The sequence below is a fragment of the Rhizobium sp. Leaf321 genome, from assembly GCF_001423215.1.
GTDB classification, from domain to species: domain Bacteria; phylum Pseudomonadota; class Alphaproteobacteria; order Rhizobiales; family Rhizobiaceae; genus Neorhizobium; species Neorhizobium soli.
Genome location: NZ_LMOF01000007.1, coordinates 164894 through 187482, shown reverse-complemented (window position 1 = coordinate 187482; position 22589 = coordinate 164894). Strand labels below are relative to the sequence as shown.

Sequence of the window (22589 nt, the reverse complement as noted above, 5' to 3'; positions counted from 1 at the left end):
TGATCGAACGCTGAAATGAGACTATTCTTCAGCAGAAATTTGGGGCTTGCGGAACACAGATAGAACATATAGCGTCCGTTCTGCATTTGTTTCCAATTCTGAGGGTCCCGTCCATGCTGACACGCAAGCAACAGGAGTTACTTCTGTTCATCCACGAGCGGATGAAAGAATCAGGCGTGCCGCCGTCGTTTGACGAAATGAAGGACGCTCTCGACCTTGCATCGAAGTCCGGCATCCATAGGCTTATCACCGCGCTCGAGGAGCGTGGCTTTATTCGCCGTCTGCCGAACAGAGCACGCGCGCTCGAAGTGATCAAGCTGCCTGACGCCTATGTGGCGAACCTTCATCCGCGACGGGGATTTTCTCCCAGTGTCATCGAGGGAAGCCTCGGCAAAACGCAACCGGTCGTCGCTCAGAAGCCGGCGCCGGTCATGGCGGACAATCCGTTCTCGACAAACATTCCGGTCATGGGTCGAATCGCTGCCGGCGTGCCGATCTCCGCGATCCAGAACAACACCCATGACATCGCCGTTCCGATCGAGATGCTGGGTTCCGGCGATCATTACGCGCTCGAAGTGAAGGGCGATTCGATGATCGATGCCGGCATCCTCGATGGCGATACCGTCATCATCAAGAATACCAGCACCGCAAGTCCAGGCGATATCATCGTTGCCCTGGTCGATGAGGAAGAAGCGACCCTGAAGCGGTTCCGCCGCAAGGGTGCCTCGATCGCACTGGAAGCGGCAAACCCGGCTTACGAGACCCGCATCTTCCCGCCCGACCGGGTGAAGGTCCAGGGCAAGCTTGTCGGCCTTATTCGCCGCTACCATTGAGAACGCTGTCATCCCGGAGATGCGCAGCAACAGCCTCCGGGATGCCAAAGTCGAATTGTCGCGTTCGCCAGTCATAGAACCGGTGGACGGTCCACGGACGGCTTGAGGTCTGTGCGCTGTCTCGCATCGCCGCCGTAATCTTGATGTCTGGCGCTGTCGCGTTCGGAATAATGGTGATTTCCAGTGCGCCAGTCCGGCGCAACGTCCGCCCGCTGAGAAGCAAGGCGCCGGAGCGGCAAGTATCGAAGCGTGCGCCGGGCGAGACGATGATCCGACCGACATCGCAGGCAAGACCGGTGTATCGGTTGTCTTCGACAGTGACGATCCGGATGTCCTGAGCAGTCTGCGCCGCGCACAGGATTTTCGGCAGACAGGCGAATCGTCCGGGCTTCAATGCTTGAAGAAAACCCCTGACATATTCGATTTCCCGGCGCGTCAAATCCGGTCGCGAATGTGGTCCAGGTGGTCTGTCATCGCTTTTCGCAAGGCTGGCACCTCGCGCTGGTTCCGAAGAGGCAAGAACCGGCAAGGCGAGCGGTTGTTCTCCGGTCTCAAGCACCAGCGCTCGCCGCCATTGATCGTAGATAAATCCCGGCGGTCGGGTTCGATTGAGGGTGATCTTGTCATCCTGGATCACGCCGACCGATGCGCCGTCTTCGGATATGACGATATCAGGCCTCGGCGCCGAGCCTGAGCGGACCGCAAAGAGCAAAGCCACCGCCATGAACAGCGCGCCTGTCAACCTCAGCGGCGTGCGCAGCAGCGTCAGAAGCAGAAAGCCTGCCGTCGCCAGAGGCAGGAAAAGCGGGTTCTGCCGGCCGATGGCAATATCGCCGCCCCATGCGGCGACGATCTCGGCAATGCGAATGACGATCCGCAGCCCCTCGCCCATGATGAACAGAAAGGGAGCATCCAGCCCGAACGGCATCAGCAACATGCCAACAAGCCCTGCCGGCATCACCACGAAGGAAATGATCGGCATGGCCGCGAGATTGGCCGCGAGGCCGTAGGTGGTCAGATGGTGGAAATGCTCGATCGAATAGATCGACGTCGACGTACTGCCGATCAGCGACGTCACCACGATCCCGGCAATGAAATGGAACGTCGCCGCGACACCCGTTATCCAACGGTTGCTACCTTTTGTCTCCTCCTTTCCTTTCGCGAAATATCGCGTCCAGAGGGCGAACCCCGCCACCAGTGCCGCGGTTGCCGCAAACGACATCTGGAAACTCGGACCCAAAATCTCCGACGGCGAGATGGCGAGGATGATGATTGCCGAAAGGGCGACGTTGCGAAGGCTGATGGAGGGTCGATCGACGAGCACGGCGACCAGCATCACCGCCATCATGATATAGGCCCGCTCGGCGGAAACCCCGAACCCGGAAATCAGGTAATAGGCGGTCGCCATGACAAGCGCACCGAACGCGGCAAAGTTCTTGATCGGATAGGCCTGCGCAAAGCCTGGAAACAGCGACAGGACGGAGCGGACGCCGACGAAGAAGATACCGGCTGCCAGCGCCATGTTCAGGCCTGAGATCGCGACGATATGGGCCAGCCCGGACAGACGAAGCGCCTCGGTCGTCTCACGGGAAATTGCACGGCGCTCGTCGGTCACGATTGCGGCAGCAAAAGCACCCGCATCCCCCTTGACCGTATCGCGGATGCGACTGCCGATTGCGCTGCGAAGCGCAAAAAGCCCTCGCTGCATGTCCGACCATAACCCGGGTTGGTCATCGATCGCCGGTTGTACGCTAGGCGCGCCGTAAAAGAAGCCAACGGCCCCGATTTGATCGAAGTAGGAGGAGAAGGCGAAATCGTTCAATCCGGGAAGCGCCGGGCCAGAGGGTGGCGACAGACGGGCACGGCCGGAAACGCGCTCTCCGATGTCTGCAGGTTCGTGTTGGCTTCTGGCAAGAACCGAGACGCGCTGTGGCGGTCGTGAAAGCGAGGGCTCAGATGTCTGCTCGATCCTGAGGATATAGCGCCAGCGGCGCTGTGCATCGGCTTCGCGTCGTTCGACAATCCCGCTGATGGTCGTTGTGACGGGCGAATCGAGCACGACCGTCGAACACCGCCAGGTTTCGAGCGCCGCCAGTGCAGAACCGGAGAGAAGCAGGCAGATTACAAGGTTGGCACGAGACAGTGGATGCGCGCGATACCGTGTCAGCCCTGCGGTCACCATCGAGATCGCAAGCATGGTTGCGAGAATGAATGGCGATGGCGTCCAAGGAAGTGCAAACCAGAACGCAGCGCCGGCGCCCAGCAAGACAGGCAGGAAGAGGAACCCATGACCGTGGGAAACCTCCTCGCTCAACGACGTGCTCAGCCATTTGGAAACGGGCCGGTCTCTGACCACATATCCCAGGAAAACATCCTCGGAATGATGGTCGTTTCGACCATCATTCCGGACTTCCGCGGGCATTGTCTGCGATGCCGATTCGGGCGTCCAGAGTGCGATTGCGTGGGGTGTCGAAGCAAGCATCATCGGCTTGCTGCTGGCTGCCTCAAAAATCGCTCCGCCATTCGCCATGATGGTTTATCCCGCCGGCTCCGCTGCAGAGACGGTGATTGATGAACGCAACCTGCGCGTTTATATTCTCCTCGTCAACACATTCGCCAAGCTGCGGTTTTCCTTCACGTTACGGCCTCTTACACCATGAGGTTGGGCATCTTTTAAACGTGGCCTGCCTAAATTATTTTCGCGCTGCACAAAATGTCGCAGGAGCGCTTGGCATCACCTTTAGGATCATATAGCTAACTTGCGACGCTTAACTCTTATGGCGCTTTCTGGGCGCCATGCCGCCAACAGGTTGGAGGATCAGAATGACGGAACAAAGCGCAAATCTCGTACTTGGTGATAAGACAGTCGACCTCTCGGTGCGATCGGGCACCATTGGGCCGGATGTTATCGATATCGCAGCCCTGTACAAGCAAACCGGTGCCTTCACCTACGACCCCGGCTTCACGTCGACTGCATCCTGTGAATCCAAGATCACCTATATCGACGGCGACAAGGGTGTTCTCCTGCACCGCGGCTACCCGATCGAGCAGCTTGCTGAACAGGGTGACTTTCTGGAAACCTGCTATCTGCTTCTCTACGGAGAACTGCCGACGGCTGCCCAGAAGAAGGACTTCGATCATCGCGTAACCATGCACACCATGGTTCACGAGCAGATGAGCCGCTTCTTCACCGGCTTCCGCCGCGATGCGCATCCTATGGCCGTCATGTGCGGTTGCGTGGGCGCTCTCTCGGCCTTCTATCACGATTCCACCGACATCACCGATCCGCACCAGCGGATGGTTGCGTCGCTGCGCATGATCGCCAAGATGCCGACGCTCGCCGCCATGGCGTACAAGTACCATATCGGCCAGCCCTTCGTGTATCCGCAGAACGACCTGGATTACGCCTCCAACTTCCTGCGCATGTGCTTTGCCGTGCCGTGCGAAGAATACAAGGTCAACCCGGTCCTGTCGCGCGCCATGGATCGCATCTTCATCCTGCACGCGGATCACGAACAGAACGCGTCGACCTCCACGGTTCGCCTCGCAGGTTCCTCGGGTGCAAACCCGTTCGCCTGTATCGCTGCCGGCATTGCCTGCCTCTGGGGCCCCGCTCATGGCGGCGCCAACGAAGCAGCGCTCAACATGCTGACCGAGATCGGGACTGTCGACAAGATTCCGGAATACATCGCCCGTGCCAAGGACAAGAACGATCCGTTCCGTCTGATGGGCTTTGGTCACCGCGTCTACAAGAACTACGATCCGCGCGCCAAGATCATGCAGAAGACCACGCATGAAGTGCTGGCGGAACTCGGTCACAAGGACGATCCGCTTCTGCAGGTCGCCATGGAACTCGAGAAGATTGCTCTGACGGACCCCTACTTCATCGAGAAGAAGCTGTACCCGAACATCGACTTCTATTCGGGCATCACCTTGAAGGCGATGGGCTTCCCCACGACGATGTTCACCGTTCTGTTCGCGCTTGCGCGTACCGTCGGCTGGATCGCCCAGTGGGCCGAAATGATCGAAGATCCGCAGCAGCGTATCGGTCGTCCGCGCCAGCTCTATACCGGCGAAGCGCAGCGTGACTACACGCCCGTTTCGAAGCGCTAGGCGCTGAATTAGGCTTTGCGAAAAGAAAAACCCGTTCAGCGATGAACGGGTTTTTTGTTGTCTAACAGTTCGAGTACCGCACCTGCTGCGGCCTCTCCAGGCGGAACAGGGACGTCCAGTCTCTGCCAGGCAAGTGCGAACCCGTCGAGCATCGCACGGCGCTCCGGCGTGTCGGCGGACAGACGTTCCGCCCAGCGGCTGAGGCTTCCGGGTCGCACGACCTCGTTGACATATTCGGGAACGACCGGGTAGTCGGCGATCAGGTTCGGAAGCGCGCCGGTCCAGATCTTGATGCGGCCGGCCAGAAGCTTGATCAGCCAGTCCGTTTTGTAGGCTGAGACAACAGGAACCGTCGCAAGCCCCAGTTCCAGGATAACCGTCCCTGAAGCCGCCAGCGCCACGTCCGCCTCTGCGAAGGCAGCCCATTTTCCGGCTGTATCCGTGGTAATCTCGACATGAACCGGCAGATCTGCGGCCATCTTCCCCACCAGTTCTTCCCGGCGCGGTACCGTCGGAAGCAGGAACCGGGTCTCACCATTGCGATCTGCAAACTCGCGCGCAGCCTCGCCGAACACGGGTAGGAGTGCCTTGATTTCGGCTGAACGGGAGCCCGGAAGCAAGAGGATCGTCTTCTTGTCGGCGGAGGTCTTGACCGGCCTCTCGGCGCGCGCAGCACGGACCCTCAGGAGATCCGCATCATTGGTCAGCCGGTGACCGACGAACACTGTCTGCGGACCCTCCAGCCTCCGCATCGCTTCCGGCTCGAACGGAAGGACGGCAAGAACGAGGTCGACATAGGAGAGCATCGCCTTGGCACGATATTCCTTCCAGGCCCAGACACTGGGGCAGACATAATCAACGATCGGCAGATCCGGCAGGGCCGCCCTCACCTTTCTTGCCACTCGGTGGGTAAAGTCAGGGCTGTCGACGATGACAAGCACATCGGGCTTTGCGGCGACGATCGCAGCCGCCGTCTGGTTGATGCGACGGATCAGGTTGGGAAGACGCGCGAGCACCTGGGTGATGCCCATGATCGACAATTCGGAGAAATCGAACAGCGACTGAAGGCCTTGGGCCGACAGTGCATCACCGCCCACCCCTATCAGTTCGACGGGACCGGCGTAGGACGCCTTCAGTGCTGCGATGAGGTCTGCCCCTAAGAGATCGCCCGACACTTCGCCGGCGATGATCGCAACCTTCAAACCTTGGTTCATCACAATCCTCTCGACGGAAGGGCCTGATCGATGCCGCAGACGAAAATGCCGTGGGCGTCAGCAGCTTTGATCAGCTTTGCTTCTTCCAGCACCAGCGCCCTGCCCGCTTCCACGGCGATCCCCGCCAGCCCGGCCGCGACGGCATGTTCGACGGTGGATGGCCCGATGGTGGGCAGGTCCGCGCGCATATCCTGGTGGAGCTTGCAGAGCTTGACGAGCACGCCCTTGCGACGCGTGGAGATACGTCCCTCGGCGCGCAGTTCGGCAACGCGCTGCATCATCCGGTCAGTTCCCTCGACACCTTCGAGTGCCACAACGCGGCCGCCGACGCTGACAGCGCCCTGGCCAATATCGAGATTGCCGAGCGCACTCGCAGCCTCGACACCGCGTTCGATATCGCGCAGATCGTCACCGCTTGGAGACACTTGGCCAAGCGGACCGACCTTCGCCAGCAGGCCCGGCGCGATGTCGTGGGCACCCAGAACTTCGCAACCCATGGCCTCGATCAACTTGATCACCATCTGCAGCACTGCGTCATCGCCGGCTGATAGCAGTGTGCGCACGACGGAGGGCAATTTGATCAGGGTCTTGAAGGTTGGATGAATGTCGCGCCATTCAGGGCGCCTTGCGACGCCGCCCGACATCACGACGCGACGGATGCCTCTTTCTCGAAAACTCTTCTCGATCCCTGAAAGATCGCCGACGCCGAGCGACACATGGTCGAACCCGTCAAAGCGATGATCCGCCTCATCCTTCAGCTGGATGATGAACGGATCTTCGCCTGCAACACGTGCGGCATCCGCCAGGTAGGCTGGCAAAAAGCCTTTACCGGCGATAATCGCCAGCCGGCCCTCTCGCGCTTGGCCAGGGGCGCCGGCCGCGACCATCAGCCCTTCCTGCGGAAAGGCGATGAGATCGCGCGGTCACTATCGGCTGTGATGAAATCGATGATTTCCATGGCCTCCGGGCAATCGGCAAACTCGTCGCGGATCGCTGCGGCATTGGCGCGAACATTTGCCTCGCCTTCGAAGATCTTCTTGAATGCGCGACGAACGATATGGATCGTTGCGCGATCAATGCCGGCGCGGGTCATGCCGACGACGTTCAGGCCACCCAGAAGACCGGGATTGCCGTTCAGCATGCCGAACGGAATGACGTCGTAGTTGACGGCGGAAAGTCCACCGATGAAGGCTTGCCGACCGATGCGGGTAAACTGGTGAACGGCGCAGCCACCGCCCAGGATCGCACGATCGGCGACCTGCACGTGACCAGCCAGCATCACGTTGTTGGACATGATGATATGGCTGCCGAGCTGGCAATCATGCGCGACGTGCGAATTTGCAAGGAAGAGGCAATTGTCACCAACGACCGTCTTGCCACCACCGCCCGTCGTACCGGTGTTCATCGTCACGCCTTCGCGCATCGTGCAGTTGTCGCCAATGGTCAGGCTCGAATCCTCACCAGCTTCGTGAAGGCTCTGCGACACACCACCGATGACCGCCATCGGGAAGATCCGACATCCCTTGCCGATCTCGGTTTTGCCACCGACTACCGCATGCGAGATGAGCTCGACATTGTCCTTCAGCACCACGCGCGGGCCGACATGGGAGAACGGTCCAACGACGACGTTCTCGCCAATCACGGCGCCATCCTCGACCACGGCCGAAGGGTGGATGCGCGCGCTGGCCGAGATCATGCTCATTCGCTTTCCTTGCGCATCATGGCGCCGATATCGGCTTCCGCAACCAGCTGACCATCGACCTTGGCGTCACAATGAAACTTCCAGATATTGCCGCGCTGCTTCTGCTTGACGACATGAAATTCCACGCGGTCACCCGGCACGACCGGCTTGCGGAAACGCGCGTTGTCGATCGTCATGAAGTAGACGAGATTGCCGGCCCCACCCTGCTTGCGCGCACAGATCGCGCCGGCAGTCTGTGCCATACCCTCGACGAGAAGAACGCCCGGCATAATCGGCTGCTCGGGAAAATGACCGGTGAAATGCGGCTCGTTTGCCGTCACGTTCTTGATGCCAACAGCCGAGCTGTCGCCATCGATCTCGATGATCTTGTCGACCAGGAGAAACGGGTAGCGATGCGGCAGAAGGCGCATGATTTCCTGAATGTCGGCCGCGCCGAGCTCCGGCTTGGTCTCATCCGTCATTTTTCTTATCTCCTCGGCGTTTCGCCCGGTCATCGGAACGCGACATGATCTCCGCCATGTCTCTCAAAAAGTCTTTTATCGGCCGCGCCGGAATTCCGCCATAGGTCTGCCCGGCCGGGATATCGGCGACCACGCCGCTCATTGCTGCGATCTGCACGCCATCACCGATCGAGATGTGACCGTTAACGCCGCTCGCACCACCGATCATCACGCCATTGCCGATACGGGTCGATCCGGCAATGCCGACGCCCGACACGATACCGCAATGGCGACCGATGCGGACGTTATGGCCGATCTGAACCTGATTGTCGATCTTGGTGCCCTCGCCGATCACAGTGTCATCCATCGTGCCGCGGTCGATCGTCGTATTGGCGCCGATCTCGACATGATCCTGGATGATGACGCGCCCGACCTGCACGATCTTGAGCATGCCTTTCGGACCGGGCGCATAACCGAAGCCGTCCTGACCGATGCGCGCGCCATTGTGGATGATGACGTTGTTGCCGATCAGTGCCGACAGCACGCTGGCGCCAGAGGCGATCGTGCAGTCGCGGCCGATCTTCACGTCAGCACCGATCACGGCGCCGGCAGCAATCCGTGTGCCGCTGCCGATTTCGACACGCGCACCGATCACCGCCATGGGCTCGATCTCGACACCAGGCTCGAGTCTCGCCGTCGGATCGACAAAGGCCGCGGGAGAAATGCCGGACTGCGATGTTACCGGAGATGGACGAAGCGCTATGGGATGCAGAAGCGCGCCGGCCTCTGCGAAAGCCGTATGCGGCTTCTTCGTCGCAAGCACCGGAATGTGATCTGGAATGATGGATTTCAGGCCCGGATCGCAAAGGATTGCCGACGCTTCGCAGGTCTCGAGATCGGCGCGGCTTTTCCTGGAGAGGATGTAGCAGATATCGCCTTTGCGCGCACGCGCGACGGGCGAGACAGACCGTACCAGTTCGTCACCGGCACGCTCGTCAAGCAGTTCAACCCCAAGATGGGCGGCCAGCTCGCGCAGGCTCACGCCATCATGAGGCGGGAAAAATTCGTTATGGTCCATGAACCCTGAGCTCCAGAACAGGTTTCCGGCCGCTTTCGCGGCCGGAGACGATCAGAACTGGTTCGCCATGCTGAAGCGGAACTGCTGCTTCTCGTCGAAGTCTTCCTTGACGACCGGCTCGGCGTAATCGACGCGCAGGTTGCCGAAAGGCGAAGCCCACATGACACCAACGCCGACCGAGGCGCGGATCGACATGTCGGTGCCGTTGACCTTGTCACCGAAAGTCTTGGTTTCATTGCCGAACAGCGAACCGGCGTCAGCAAAGACAGCGGCACGGAAACCGACATCTTCCGGGATGAGCGGCATCGGCATCGTCATTTCAGCCGAGGCATTGAAGTAGCTGGTGCCACCGAGAGCATCGCCGTGGTCGTCCGTGCGCGGACCGATACCGTCGTTCTTGAAGCCACGGATCTGACGACCGCCGATCGTGAACTGATCGAAGACGTTCAGATCATCACCGGTCTTGAACACATGACCACCACCGACGGCAATCGAACCAACCAGATCGGCTTCGGTCGAAAGAAGGTGGAAGTAACGGGCGCGGGCTGTGACCTTGTAGAAGTCGGAGTCGCCACCGAGGCCGGCATATTCATGCGTGAAGGATGCAAACAGACCTTCACGTGGAAGCGTCTGGCTGTCCAGCGAGTTGTAGACCAGCGACTGCGACACTGACGACTGCGTATACTTGCCTTCGTCGATCAGGTTCGCGTAGGTCTGCGACACCTTGTCATCAAGCGTAAACGGCAGGCCGTCACCACCAAAAGCACCGTCTTCTTCGTACTTGATCGTCTTGTAGGTGTAGCGGAACGTCGTCGCCAGCTCTTCAGTGATCGGCGCCGTTACACGCAGGGTGATGCCCTGTTCGCTATAGTCGTAGTAATCGTTCGAAGAGGTCGTGCTCTTGAAGATGTCGAAGCCGGCAGCAAGACGGTAACCGAGGAAGTAAGGCTCGGTGAACGAGATGCTGTAGCTGCGCGCGTCGTCCGTACCGGCACCTGCCGCAACGCGGATGTACTGGCCACGACCGAGGAAGTTCTTTTCTTCGATGGATGCTTCGAGAAGGAAGCCGTCACCGCCAGCAGCGTAACCTGCACCGATACCGAACGAACCGGTTGGCTGATCTTCGACGTCCACGATCACGACGACACGGTCGGCAGAGCTGCCCTGCTGCGTCGTCACGTTGACGGTGGTGAAGTAGCCAAGCGCCTCAAGACGCTTCTTGGCGCGGGCAATCATTCCCTGATTGAACGCATCGCCTTCGGAGAAGTCGAACTCGCGGCGAATAACATAGTCGCGGGTGCGGGTGTTGCCGCGAACCTCGATACGCTCGACATAGGCGCGCTCGCCCTGGTCGACCATGTAGGAGACGCCGATCGTGTGGTTTTCAAAGTTGCGATCGCCGCGTGGCGTGACACGCGCAAACGGATAGCCGGCAGACGAGACGCGCTTCGAAATCGCATCCATCGTCTTCTGGATTTCACGGGCATCGTAGGTGCTGCCGGAATTGGTCTCGACGAGACCCTCCAGGTCCTGACCTGAGATGCCTTCTACCGTCGATTCAACGGCAATGTTGCCGTACTGGTACCGAGCACCTTCTTCAACCGTGAAGGTGATGTTGTACTGGTTAGTCGACTCGTCAAGAACCGCCTGCGACGACACGACCCGGAAATCCGGATAGCCGTGATTGTAGTAGAACTGGCGGAGCGTGTCTTCGTCGGCGCGCAGCTTGTCTTCGCTGTAGACATCCTTGCGGGTCAGGAAAGACAGAGGACCGGATTCTTTGGTGATGATCGTCGACTTCAGACGACCGTCGCCATAGGCCTGGTTTCCAACAAAGGTGATGTTGGCAATCTTGGTGCGGTCACCTTCGTTGATGACGAAGGCAAGGTTGACGCGGCCCTGGCCGACATCGGCGGTCTGCGTCGTGACTTCAACGTCGCTACGACCAATCGCGCGATACGATTCGCGGATGCGCTCGATGTCGGCGTTGATCATGGACTGGTTGTAAGGGCCAAGTGGCTGCGTCTGAACGGCGCCAGCGAGCTTGTCGTCCTTGATCTTGCGGTTGCCGTTGAAGACGACCTGGTTGATCAGCTTGTTTTCGCTGACGGTAACGACAAGCGCGCTACCGGAAACGCTGATGCGGACATCGGAGAAAAATCCGGTCGCATAGAGACGCTTCACAGACTCGTCGATGTCGCTCGCGGCGAATGCAACGCCGGGACGGATTGTAAGGTTCGAACGGACAGCTTCTTCGCCGGCGCGCTGAGCGCCGCGGACCTGTACGCTACGAATGGTAGCTGCCTCGGCAGCGGGAGCAGAGGCAAGCACCAGCACACCGGCGCCCGACGCAACAACACTAGCAGACAGCGCAACCGCCGACACTGCGTTCAAGAACTTTGAACCAGCCTTCATTTTCACTTCTTACCTTTTCCCGTTGTCCCTTGGCGGGTGAACCCGACTCCGGCCACGTGTGTCGTTTTACCTGCTTTTGCCCTACAAGCAAGATATCGCGTTAATTTCTATTTACTTCCTTTGCATGCGTGGCCATATCGCCACGCACCACATGCAAACATGGTAAATGAAGGGTTATTTCAACGATCTCACGGGGTTAACCGATGAGATTACTGATGTCGTTGAATGTCGCAAACACCATCAGGCTGAGCACCATGGCCAGTCCGATCCGGAATGCGATCTCCTGAGCACCAGACCCCAGCGGCTTGCCTCTGATGGCCTCGATTGCATAAAATACCAGATGCCCTCCGTCCAGAACAGGAACCGGCATCAGGTTCAACAATCCAATGGAAACTGACAGTACGGCTGCCAGCTGAACAACGGCGGCAAAGCCGAGGCTCGCCATCTGGCCAGATGCCTGCGCGACCCTGACAGGACCGCCCAGCTGATCAGCCTTCATGCGACCCGTCACGAGGTTGCCGATGTAGCGGAATGTGCCGGTGACGATATTTCCGGTTTCCTTGACCCCTTCCGCCACTGCCTCGAGGGGCGAGAAGGTTTCGGTCCTGAAATTACCCAGCTGTTCGTTGGTGACGATGCCGATCAGGCCAAGCTCGACCTTGTTGCCGAACTGGTCGGTGATCTCACTGCGCTTTGGCACCATAGGCAGGTCGATGTCCTGCCCGTTGCGTTCAACGGTGACGGTGATCGGGGTTTCCGGACGCACGCTGACATAGCGGCGGACGTCGTCGAACGTCTTGATGCGACTGCCATCGAGCGCGACCAGACGGTCCCCCGTCTGCACACCGGCTTCTGCCGCCGCGCTGTCAGGCCTCACTTCGGCGACGACAGGATCGGCGATGACCTTTCCGTAAACGCTGAACAGGACGGCGAAGATCGCGATCGCCAGAATGAAATTGGCAATCGGTCCGGCAGCCACGGTCGCCGCGCGTTTCCACAGCTTGGCCCCGGCCAGCGTGTGAGCCTTGTCCGCCTCGGTCATATGCGAGACGCTTTTGGCATCGGGCATGCTCGCGACATCGTCGTCGCCGAAGAATTTCACATACCCACCAAGCGGAATCGCAGAGATCTTCCAGCGCGTGCCGCGTTTGTCCGTAAACCCGATCAGTTCCGGTCCGAAGCCGACGGAAAACGCAGTTGAGCGGATGCCGCTCCAGCGGCCGACAAGGTAGTGGCCCATTTCGTGCACGAAGACGAGCAGCGACAGGACGAGGATGAAGGGGATGATGTAACCCGTAACGAAGGTCAGGATGGCCATTTCAGTTTCCGGTTTCCAGCGGTCGCAAGGACCGACATTTATCAGAGGCCGAAAAGATAGGCCGCGACGCTTGCGTCAACATGGCTTGTCCAGGCGGCGTGCGCAAGTGTGAGAAGAAACGCCGCGAAACAGGCAAAAACGAGACCGTCGACGCGATCCATCACACCACCGTGGCCGGGGATGAGATGACTGGAATCCTTCACGCCGAATCGGCGCTTGATGAAGGATTCGAAGAGATCGCCGATCTGGCTCGCGACAGACAGAATGAGCGCCATGAACGCCGTCCACAGCGAGAAGTCCGAAAACACCACGCCACTCAGCGCAGATCCGGCGATGACGGCGGAAACAGTACCGCCGATCGCTCCGGACCATGTCTTGCCGGGCGAGATCCGGGGCGCGAGTTTCGGCCCCTTCAGTTTGCGGCCGATGAAATAAGCGAGAATGTCCGTGGACCAGACGACGGCGAACAGAAACAGCATCGCCATCAGGCCGATCTGGTTTTCACCCCGGATCGCGGCAATGGCGATCGTACTCAAGCCTGCGTAGAGGATGCCTGATGGCAGCCACCAGCTACGCTTGCGCAGAACGACAAACAGCATGGCTGTTATCACGCCACCGCCAAGGAGCGGCATCGACATCTGGTCGTCACCGCCAAGAACATTCAACGCGACAAGGACGACGATCAGCCAACCGAAGGCGTTTCCCTGGAAATCCACGTCCTTCAATCGAGTGATCGTGGACCATTCGTAATAGACGAGTACGCCGATCACGGCTGCGACGGCCCGGAACGGGAGTCCACCTGCCCAGGTCGCAGCCAGGACCACGATGGCAAGCACGATTGCCGACAGAAGACGCTTCTTCAATTCTCCCGACATCAGCCGACGACCGCGGTGGGAGTGGCCGACACGGCGCCGAACCGGCGGTCGCGAGAGGCGTAGACCTTGAGGGCCTGGAAGAAGAGCTGCTTGTCGAAATCCGGCCAGTATTCGGGAATGAACAGGAACTCCGAATAGGCTGCCTGCCAAAGCAGGAAGTTCGAAAGCCTCTCCTCGCCGCTGGTGCGGATGATCAGGTCCGGGTCTGGAATATCGGCGGTGTCCAGACGCCCGCAAATCATCGCCGCATCGATCGCCTCTGGATCAAGAAGGCCTGCGCGCACGTCCTTTGCGAGGCTCACCGTCGCACGGACGATCTCGTCACGCGAGCCATAATTGAACGCGATCACAAGAGTCAGCGCCGTGTTGTTGCGCGTCGTCTCCTCGGCCTCCAGAAGCAGAGGCAGAAGATCGCCGCGCAGCTTGACGCGGTCGCCAATGATGCGGATGCGAACATTGGAATGATGCAGTTCGGCGAGGTCGCGGCGGATGAAGCGGCGTAGAAGCCCCATCAGGTCGTTCACCTCGGCTTCCGGACGGCTCCAGTTCTCCGACGAAAAGGCGAACAGGGTGAGATACTCCACACCCGCCTCGCCTGCCGCCTTCACCGTTTCGCGAACGGCTTCCATCCCTTTGCTGTGGCCAACGGTACGGGGAAGCCCACGCTTGTTGGCCCACCGTCCGTTGCCATCCATGATGATGGCGACATGCCGAGGGATGATCGCAAGTTCGGGGGTCGCCATAATCGATGCCGTTCCTTTCGCAGCCGCAACGTTGCGGCGTCGCGGAGCAGGTTATACCTGCATGATTTCCTTTTCCTTGTCGGCAAGCAAGCGGTCGACTTCGGAAATCGTGTCATCCGTCATCTTCTGCACTTTTTCCGACTGGGCGCGACTTTCGTCCTGGCCGATGGAACCGTCCTTCTCAGCCTTCTTGAGCCCGTCCATACCGTCACGACGGACATGGCGAGCCGCAACCTTGGCTTTTTCGCCGTATTCGTGGGCAAGCTTCACCAGCGACTTGCGGCGCTCTTCGTTGAGCTCCGGCAGAGGAATACGCAGGTTCTGGCCATCGACGATCGGGTTGAGGCCGAGATTCGATTCGCGGATTGCACGATCGACAGCACCCACCATTGACTTGTCCCAGATCGAGACGCCCAGCATGCGCGGCTCGGGAACCGTCACGTTTGCAACCTGGTTGAGCGGCACGCGCGAACCATAGGCTTCGACCGTGACAGGGTCGAGGATGTTTGCGGAAGCACGGCCCGTGCGCAGCGATGAGATGTCGCTCTTGAAGGCCGTGATCGCGCCGTCCATACGGCGCTTGATGTCGTTGAGATCTACTCCACTCATCAGCAGGAACTCCCTATTGTTCTTGGCGGTCGGTTCTTGGCAACGAACCGCGTGTCAGTTGTCGGATACGATGGTCTTGCGACCGCCGCCGGTCAAGATTTGTGCGAAACCGCCCTTCTCGTGGATCGAGAAGACGACGATCGGAATGGAATTTTCACGCGCCAGCGCAACGGCTGCGACGTCCATGACGGCAAGACCCTTGTCGAGCACTTCACTGTGGGTGAGCGTTTCGAAACGGGTCGCGGTCGGGTCCTTCTTCGGGTCTGCGGAATAGATGCCGTCGACCTGCGTGCCCTTGAATATCGCTTCTGCGCCGATCTCGGCAGCACGCAGCGCCGCAGCAGAATCGGTGGTGAAGAACGGGTTGCCGGTACCGCCGGCAAAGATCACCACACGGCCCTGCGCCATATGATGCAGCGTGCGACGCTGCGAGAAGCTTTCGCAGATCTCCGGCATGGCGACAGCCGACAGGACGACCGTCTCGATGTCGAGCTTGCGCAGCGAGGTTGCGAGCGCCAGTGCGTTGATGACGGTGCCGAGCATGCCCATGTGGTCGCCGGTCACCCGGTCGCCGCCCTTGGAAGCTACGGCCACGCCACGAAAAATGTTGCCGCCGCCGACGACGACACCGACTTCGACGCCCATGGCGCAGGCATCCGCAATATCCGATGCGATCCGGTCTGCAACCTCGACGTCAATGCCGAAGCCCTGACTTCCCATCAGTGCTTCACCGGAGGCCTTGAGCAGAACACGCTTGTAGATCGGTTGCGACATGGTGGCTCCTTGAAAGCGAAACGGACGGAGTGATCAAACGGGATGCGGATACACGAAGGGCACCGGCTTGTCACCGGTGCCCTTCAGGTTTTCAACGACTACAGCGCCTTGCGATGCGCGTGAAGGCAGCAATCAGCCCTTGGCGACTGCTGCAACTTCTGCTGCGAAATCGCTTTCTTCCTTTTCGACGCCTTCACCGAGGAGAAGACGTGCCATGCCGGTGACTTCGATCGGCGCGCCGACTTCCTTCTCGGCAGCCTTGACGGCGTCACCGACGGTGAGGTCAGGGTTGATGACGAAAGCCTGCGACAGAAGAGCAACTTCCTCGAAGAACTTGCGCATGCGGCCGTCGACCATCTTTTCGATGATGGCTTCCGGCTTGCCGGATTCGCGGGCCTGTTCGATGAAGACGTTGCGCTCGCGCTCGGCGACAGCGGCATCGACTTCTTCCGAACGGATGGCGAGCGGGTTGGTCGCAGCGATGTGCATGGCAACCTGGCGGCCGATGGCGTTCAGGGCTTCCTTGTTGCCGGTCGACTTCAGGGCAACGAGAACGCCGAGCTTTCCGAGACGGTCAGCCGCTGCGTTGTGGATGTAAGTCGCAACAACGCCGTCCTCGACGGACAGAAGCGCGGAGCGGCGCAGGTTCATGTTCTCGCCGATCGTGGCAATCGTATCCTTGATCGTGTCGGAGACCGTCTTGCCGGTAGCCGGATAGATTGCTGCGCTGACGCCGTCGACGGTACCGTCGGTGGTCAGGGCAACATCGGCAATGCCGCGAACCATGGTCTGGAACGCATCGTTGCGCGCTACGAAGTCGGTTTCGGAGTTCACTTCGACAACGACAGCCGAGGTGCCGTTGGATGCGACGCCGATCAGGCCTTCGGCAGCGGTACGGCCGGACTTCTTGTCAGCCTTGGCGATGCCCTTGGCGCGCAGCCAGTCGATCGCAGCTTCGATGTCGCCGTTGTTTTCGGCAAGCGCGCGCTTGCAATCCATCATGCCCGCGCCGGACTTTTCGCGCAGTTCCTTCACCAGTGCAGCGGTGATTTCAGCCATTTTCGTGCCTCTTGTCGGTTCAAGTTGCGTGTCGCCGGAAAACCGTCGGCGATACCAAATATTGGGACGAATGTACCCGGAAATATGACATCGTGATGAAGCCATCACGGTTGCGACCGTCTCCACGTCCACCTGACGGTAGACGGCGACGTATCGTCTTAAACGACCAAGGCCAGGGATTGATATCTCTGGCCTTGGTCGAATTCGAAAAGACGGAGCGTCTCAGAACGCTCCAGACTCAGACAATTAAGCCTGAGCTTCCGTTTCGGCTGCGCCTTCAGCTTCGAGAGCAGGCTCTTCAGGAGCCTCCATCATCGCGCCGAGGTCACGGCCCGAAGCGCCCTGCTGACGGGCAATGCCGTCGATGGCAGCGCGTGCCATCAGGTCGCAGTAGAGAGCGATGGCGCGCGAAGCGTCGTCGTTGCCGGGGATCGGGAAGTCGATCAGGTCCGGATCGCAGTTCGAGTCGATGATGGCGACGACCGGGATGCCCAGGCGCTTTGCTTCATCGATCGCGATCTTTTCCTTGTTGGTGTCGATGATGAACATCAGGTCCGGAACGCCGCCCATGTCACGGATACCGCCAAGAGCCTTGTCCAGCTTTTCGCGTTCGCGCTCGAGGTTCAGACGCTCCTTCTTGGAGTAGCCGGAAGCTTCCGAGTTCAGGATCTCGTCGAGCTTGCGCAGACGGGCGATCGAGTTCGAAATGGTCTTCCAGTTGGTCATCATGCCGCCGAGCCAGCGGGAGTTGACGTAGTACTGGGCCGAACGCTTGGCGGAGTCAGCGATAAGCTCGGAAGCCTGACGCTTGGTGCCAACGAACAGAACGCGGCCGCCACGAGCGACGGTGTCGGACACGACCTGAAGGGCGCGCGACAGCATCGGAACCGTCTGAGCCAGATCGATGATGTGGATGTTGTTACGATCGCCGAAGATGTACGGCTTCATCTTCGGGTTCCAGCGGTGTGTCTGGTGGCCGAAGTGGGTGCCTGCTTCGAGAAGCTGGCGCATAGAGAAATCGGGCAATGCCATGCCTAGTTATCCTTTTCCGGTTGAACCTCCGCAAGACGAACAGCAACCTCGTCGAGGCTGCCACCGGGCGGAACGGACCGGATTTCTCCCGGACCATCCCATGCCTTGCGTGTGGAATGCCGGTGCCCATACTAGGCATCGGCCACAAAGGCAAGCTCTTTTCCACGCTGCCTGTCTTTGGGAAGAGCGGGACTGGCCGAAGCCCTAGTCCATTTCGCGGTCGCCGCAGGGCCAGCTTTCCGGCAGTGTCAGGCCGGCCGGCAGTTTCGTGCGCCGGTCGCCGCAGGCGACGTTCAGCTGGTGCTGATCGAGCCCGATCGAAGACGACAGGTCCACTCCTTCGATACGCGTCAGAAAGAAGAAGGCGCTCTGGAAGTTGAGTGGACCTTTGAATTCGGCCTTCGTCAGGTCGGCGCGTGCCAGGTTTGCGAAGGCGAAACTTGCGCCTGTCAGGATGGCCCCGTCGAAGTTCGACCTGCCGAGTTCGGCTTTCTCGAAGCGTGCGTTGTTCAACTCCGCTTTCGAGAAATTGGACCTCTCCAACTCCGCGCTCGTGAAGTTCGCGTCGTTGGCGCGAACTTTCTGGAAGTCGGACCGATACGCTTCGACCTTTGAAAAATTTGCCCCCTCGGCGTTGCTGCCTGCCATCCAGGTGCGGATGAGCTTCGCCTTGGTGAGATTGGTACCTGCAAAATTCGAATCGCGCAGATCGGTAAAGCTTAAGTCCGCCTCCGCAAGACTACCCTTGGAGAAATCGGATCCGCTCAGCATCAGATTGCGCTTGGCGCAACTCGACCAGTTGATCCCGGGATAGGGATCGGTACGGCACTCCTGCGCCGAGACCCTCGTCGGCGCGAGTGTCAGCGCGGCGGCTCCTGTCAGGACCGCGACAGAAAGAATGGTACCAATCGAACTCATAGACACCGCTCCTCTCCACGCCTCGGTGGACGTGCATACTCAACTACCGCTTATATAGAGAAGGACGGCAGCAAATTCATCCCGTCGTCACCTGGTCACGGGTCGTTGATCTGCCTGGCAGTCGCTCTTTTGCAAAAGCTCAAGCTTACTCAGGCTTCCGCTCAGCACGAAGTCGCCGTAGTCCATCGTCAGGTCGCGCGTGATGCCGTTCTCATAGAGCTTGAACGACATATTGTAGACGGGCGTCGGATCGCCCGCGGCTGCCTCGTTGAAATAGGCAATGGTCACAGGCCAGTAAGCCGCCTTGGAGAACTCGCCGGCTTTGGCTGCATCAAGATCTTCCTTCTGCGGGTCCTGCTGCTTTCCGATGACTGTCGTGGTCAGAAGCGACTTGTCGCCATCCTCGGAACCGTCGAACACGCGTGCCTCGAAAAACCGGTTGCCATCCTTCGCATTTTTGATCACTTCAAGCATGTGATTGGTAGGGAACGCGCTGGCTGGAAGGTCGACCTCGCGCCCCTCGGGACCGGTCAGGTCCACTTTGACGCCGGTTTCGCCGGTCGTCGCGTCACCGGCGACCTCCTTGTCCAACTGTTCGTCGGTAAACGACTTGGTCTCGAAGTGAAACTGCTGCGCCGATACATCCTCGAACGTGTTGGTCTGTTGGTCGCTGACGCGGGTTTGCTCGCCAGTATCTATCTTTGTGACGAGACGGAAGTTGGTCGTGAACCCCGTGCAGGCCGAGCCGGTAAACTCGTAGACCATTCGTCCGACCATCCCTTCGATTCCGGACCGCTCGGACGCATCCTTGAGCTTCAGGTCGTAGACGGCGCGATGCGGAATGAGCAGGCGGGCCGCCGTATCGGCGCTCATCGGGGCAGCGGAGGCCGCTGGCACGCTCATCACGCCGGCAAGGAACATCCCAAGGCTCGTGCGCAGCATTCACATTCTCCTATTGGACTCAATGCATGATGTTGTAAGAACGCCATCAGCCGAGGTTATGACCTTGATGCAGGATTTTTGGGCAATTTACAATAAAACCGGAGACCGAAATGTCGAACCCGATCGAGACGCGCCTGCAGGAACTGGACATCGTTCTGCCTGAGGCAGCAGCGCCTGCCGCCAATTATGTGTCCTATGTGATCAGCGGCAACATGCTCTATATCTCCGGTCAGTTGCCGACCGAAAACGGCAAGATTGCGGTCAGTGGCCTGGTCGGTGCCGATGTCGACGTCCCGGCAGCGCAGCGCGCCGCAGAACTTTGCGCCATCAACATTCTGTCGCAGGCGAAGGCTGCTCTTGGCGGAGATCTCACCAGGATCAAGCGCGTCGTCAAGCTGTCGAGCTTCGTTGCGTCTGCACCGGGCTTCACGGAACAGCACATCGTCACCAATGGAGCTTCGAACCTGATTGCGAACGTGCTCGGAGAGGCCGGCAAGCACGCCCGTGCCGCCGTCGGCATGGCAGCACTTCCACTCAACGCCGCGGTCGAGATCGAGGCTATCATCGAGATCTCCGCATGACATCTGCAGACTGGATCAAGGACGTACCGGTCGCGCATCGCGGCTATCACGACATGAACAAGACGGTTTGGGAAAATACGCTGTCAGCGTTTTCCCGGGCCATTGATGCGGGTTTCGCGATCGAGTGCGACATACAGCTGTCCGCAGACAGCGTCCCGGTCGTGTTCCACGACAACAAGCTGGAGCGCCTTTGCGGCATCAAGGGCGACGTTCGCGAACGGACCGCGGCAGAACTCGGAATGCTTTCGATTGGTGGCACCGCGGACAAGATACCGACGCTCAAGCAGATGCTCACGCTTGTCGCCCGTCGCGTTCCTCTTGTCATCGAGATCAAGGGTCGCCAAGCGGATGAGGACGACGGCTTCGTTGACGACGTTCTCGACGTATTGGAAGGGTATGAGGGCAAGGTTGCCCTGATGAGCTTCGACTACCACATCCTGCGTGCACTGAAGCAGGCCGAGGCGCCCTACCCGCTGGGCCTCACCGCCGAAGGCTCAAAGCCGGAGGAGTTCTTCAATCACGACGAAGCGATGCAGCTCGGCCTCGATTTCATCTCCTATCACTGGGCGCATCTGCCCAACTCATTCGTCGCTGCGCAGGCTGATGCCGGAATTCCGATCATTACCTGGACGGTAAGGGATGCAAAGGCCGTCGAACATACCTATAAATATGCAAAGCAGATGACCTTCGAAGGGTTCGACCCACGGGAGAACCCTGCCGCATAATTGGATCCAATGACCGGCAACCTGACAATCCGCATCGAAAAATCCATTGCCGCGATCAGCCCACAAAGCTGGTCGCGGCTTTCCGGCGCCTCCAAGGAGGCCGATCCGTTAGGGACGTCTTCCGTTCCCTACAATCCGTTCCTGTCACATGCCTTCCTGTCCGCACTGGAGGAATCCGGTTCGGCAACGGCAAAAACAGGCTGGCACGGCCAGCATCTCCTGCTGGAAGATGACAAGGGTCAACTGATCGGCGCCGTGCCGGGCTATCTCAAGAGCCACAGCCAGGGCGAATACGTGTTCGACCATGGCTGGGCCGACGCCTTCGAGCGCGCCGGCGGCCGTTACTACCCCAAACTGCAGTGTGCGGTCCCATTTACACCCGCAACCGGTCCGCGCCTTCTTGTTGCCTCGGGCTATGATCGCGACATGGTGCAGACCACGCTTGCGGAAGGTCTCCAGGAAGTGACACGGCAGCTCGGCATCTCGTCTGCGCATGTCACCTTTGTGCCGGATGATGAAGTCATCGCTTTCGAAGAGGCTGAATATCTGCACCGAACCGACAAGCAGTTCCACTTCATCAACGACGGTTATGCCGATCACGATGCGTTTCTGGAAACGCTCGCGTCTCGCAAGCGCAAGGCGTTGAAGAAGGAACGGCGAGCCGCGCTCGAGAACGGCATCACGATCGACTGGCTGACAGGCAAGGACCTGACCGAGGACATCTGGGACCAGTTCTACACGTTCTACATGGATACGGGCGGGCGCAAATGGGGCCGGCCGTATCTTACCCGTGCCTTCTATTCGCTGATCGGCGAACGCATGGCAGACGACATTCTTCTGGTCATGGCGAAGCGCGAAGGGCGATACGTCGCGGGTGCGATCAACTTCATTGGCGGCGACGCGCTTTACGGGCGCCACTGGGGCTGTATCGAAGACCATCCCTTCCTGCATTTCGAGGTGTGCTACCATCAGGCGATCGACTATGCGCTTGCGCATGGGCTGAAGCGGGTCGAGGCGGGTGCACAGGGCGAGCACAAGCTTGCGCGCGGTTACCTGCCCGTCACCACCCATTCGATGCATTACATCGCCCATCCCGGCCTTCGCAGCGCGATTGCTGACTACCTGAAGCGAGAGCGGGAGGATGTGGAATACATGAACGAGTACCTCTCCGAGCATAGCCCTTTCCGCAAGGGTGAACGGCAAGAACAAGACTGAGCA

Annotated in this window: 21 protein-coding genes; 5 read left to right on the top strand and 16 right to left on the bottom strand. The window is 59.5% G+C overall.

What is annotated here, in order from left to right; all coding sequences use genetic code 11:
- Positions 1-113: 113 nt before the first annotated feature.
- Entirely contained in the window at positions 114-833 is a 720-nt protein-coding gene (gene lexA / locus ASF70_RS13700) for a transcriptional repressor LexA (RefSeq protein WP_062457274.1), read from the top strand.
- Here the strand turns inward: lexA and ASF70_RS13695 are convergent.
- A complete protein-coding gene (locus ASF70_RS13695; protein WP_082471902.1) occupies positions 814-3363 on the bottom strand; it encodes a ComEC/Rec2 family competence protein in 2550 nt (849 codons plus the stop codon). The genes lexA and ASF70_RS13695 overlap by 20 nt on opposite strands.
- A gap of 293 nt (positions 3364-3656) precedes the next feature.
- Here ASF70_RS13695 and gltA point away from each other — a divergent pair, with 293 nt between their 5' ends.
- Positions 3657-4946: a citrate synthase gene (gltA, locus tag ASF70_RS13690; protein ID WP_062457278.1), complete on the top strand. Its 1290-nt coding sequence runs from the start codon at positions 3657-3659 to the stop codon at positions 4944-4946.
- A 35-nt stretch (positions 4947-4981) separates the two neighbouring features.
- Here gltA and lpxB read toward each other — a convergent pair whose 3' ends face one another.
- The 15 genes from lpxB to ASF70_RS13615 all read right to left on the bottom strand — a co-directional run bounded on the left by lpxB (position 4982) and on the right by ASF70_RS13615 (position 20065).
- Positions 4982-6160, bottom strand: a complete 1179-nt coding sequence (gene lpxB / locus ASF70_RS13685) for a lipid-A-disaccharide synthase (protein ID WP_062580428.1) — start codon at positions 6158-6160, stop codon at positions 4982-4984.
- Positions 6160-7047, bottom strand: a complete 888-nt coding sequence (locus tag ASF70_RS13680; protein ID WP_062580426.1) for an LpxI family protein — start codon at positions 7045-7047, stop codon at positions 6160-6162. Before ASF70_RS13680 ends, lpxB begins: the two co-directional genes overlap by 1 nt.
- Positions 7047-7862: an acyl-ACP--UDP-N-acetylglucosamine O-acyltransferase gene (gene lpxA / locus ASF70_RS13675; RefSeq protein ID WP_062580424.1), complete on the bottom strand. Its 816-nt coding sequence runs from the start codon at positions 7860-7862 to the stop codon at positions 7047-7049. The genes ASF70_RS13680 and lpxA overlap by 1 nt, the downstream gene beginning before the upstream one ends.
- Complete coding sequence (gene fabZ / locus ASF70_RS13670; protein WP_062457291.1) at positions 7859-8323, bottom strand: 3-hydroxyacyl-ACP dehydratase FabZ; 465 nt, start codon at positions 8321-8323, stop codon at positions 7859-7861. Before fabZ ends, lpxA begins: the two co-directional genes overlap by 4 nt.
- Positions 8313-9380 (bottom strand): UDP-3-O-(3-hydroxymyristoyl)glucosamine N-acyltransferase, encoded by a 1068-nt coding sequence (gene lpxD, locus ASF70_RS13665; RefSeq protein WP_062580422.1) that lies wholly within the window; start codon positions 9378-9380, stop codon positions 8313-8315. The genes fabZ and lpxD overlap by 11 nt, the downstream gene beginning before the upstream one ends.
- Positions 9381-9431: 51 nt before the next feature.
- On the bottom strand, positions 9432-11795 hold the full coding sequence (gene bamA, locus ASF70_RS13660) for an outer membrane protein assembly factor BamA (RefSeq protein ID WP_062580420.1): 2364 nt from the start codon (positions 11793-11795) through the stop codon (positions 9432-9434).
- 196 nt (positions 11796-11991) lie between these two features.
- Positions 11992-13113 (bottom strand): RIP metalloprotease RseP, encoded by a 1122-nt coding sequence (gene rseP / locus ASF70_RS13655; RefSeq protein ID WP_062580418.1) that lies wholly within the window; start codon positions 13111-13113, stop codon positions 11992-11994.
- Between the two features lie 41 nt (positions 13114-13154).
- Positions 13155-13988 (bottom strand): phosphatidate cytidylyltransferase, encoded by an 834-nt coding sequence (locus ASF70_RS13650; RefSeq protein ID WP_062457303.1) that lies wholly within the window; start codon positions 13986-13988, stop codon positions 13155-13157.
- Positions 13988-14731: an isoprenyl transferase gene (locus tag ASF70_RS13645; protein WP_062457306.1), complete on the bottom strand. Its 744-nt coding sequence runs from the start codon at positions 14729-14731 to the stop codon at positions 13988-13990. Before ASF70_RS13645 ends, ASF70_RS13650 begins: the two co-directional genes overlap by 1 nt.
- Positions 14732-14782: 51 nt before the next feature.
- A complete protein-coding gene (gene frr, locus ASF70_RS13640; protein ID WP_062457309.1) occupies positions 14783-15340 on the bottom strand; it encodes a ribosome recycling factor in 558 nt (185 codons plus the stop codon).
- Between the two features lie 54 nt (positions 15341-15394).
- On the bottom strand, positions 15395-16114 hold the full coding sequence (pyrH, locus tag ASF70_RS13635; protein ID WP_062580417.1) for a UMP kinase: 720 nt from the start codon (positions 16112-16114) through the stop codon (positions 15395-15397).
- A gap of 132 nt (positions 16115-16246) precedes the next feature.
- On the bottom strand, positions 16247-17173 hold the full coding sequence (gene tsf, locus ASF70_RS13630; protein WP_062580415.1) for a translation elongation factor Ts: 927 nt from the start codon (positions 17171-17173) through the stop codon (positions 16247-16249).
- A gap of 246 nt (positions 17174-17419) precedes the next feature.
- Positions 17420-18205 (bottom strand): 30S ribosomal protein S2, encoded by a 786-nt coding sequence (gene rpsB / locus ASF70_RS13625; RefSeq protein WP_062457320.1) that lies wholly within the window; start codon positions 18203-18205, stop codon positions 17420-17422.
- Positions 18206-18409: 204 nt separating this feature from the next.
- On the bottom strand, positions 18410-19123 hold the full coding sequence (locus ASF70_RS13620; RefSeq protein WP_062580414.1) for a pentapeptide repeat-containing protein: 714 nt from the start codon (positions 19121-19123) through the stop codon (positions 18410-18412).
- A gap of 87 nt (positions 19124-19210) precedes the next feature.
- On the bottom strand, positions 19211-20065 hold the full coding sequence (locus ASF70_RS13615) for a cell envelope integrity EipB family protein (RefSeq protein WP_062580412.1): 855 nt from the start codon (positions 20063-20065) through the stop codon (positions 19211-19213).
- 110 nt (positions 20066-20175) lie between these two features.
- On the opposite strand from ASF70_RS13615, the gene ASF70_RS13610 reads away from it, so the two are divergent.
- Genes ASF70_RS13610 through ASF70_RS13600 form a run of 3 tightly spaced genes read left to right on the top strand, consistent with a single transcriptional unit; the run spans position 20176 to position 22586 of the window.
- Positions 20176-20646: a RidA family protein gene (locus tag ASF70_RS13610; RefSeq protein WP_062457326.1), complete on the top strand. Its 471-nt coding sequence runs from the start codon at positions 20176-20178 to the stop codon at positions 20644-20646.
- Positions 20643-21371, top strand: coding sequence for a glycerophosphodiester phosphodiesterase (locus ASF70_RS13605; RefSeq protein WP_062580411.1), 729 nt, complete (start codon positions 20643-20645; stop codon positions 21369-21371). Before ASF70_RS13610 ends, ASF70_RS13605 begins: the two co-directional genes overlap by 4 nt.
- 9 nt (positions 21372-21380) lie before the next feature.
- A complete protein-coding gene (locus ASF70_RS13600; RefSeq protein ID WP_062580409.1) occupies positions 21381-22586 on the top strand; it encodes a GNAT family N-acetyltransferase in 1206 nt (401 codons plus the stop codon).
- Positions 22587-22589: the final 3 nt, after the last annotated feature.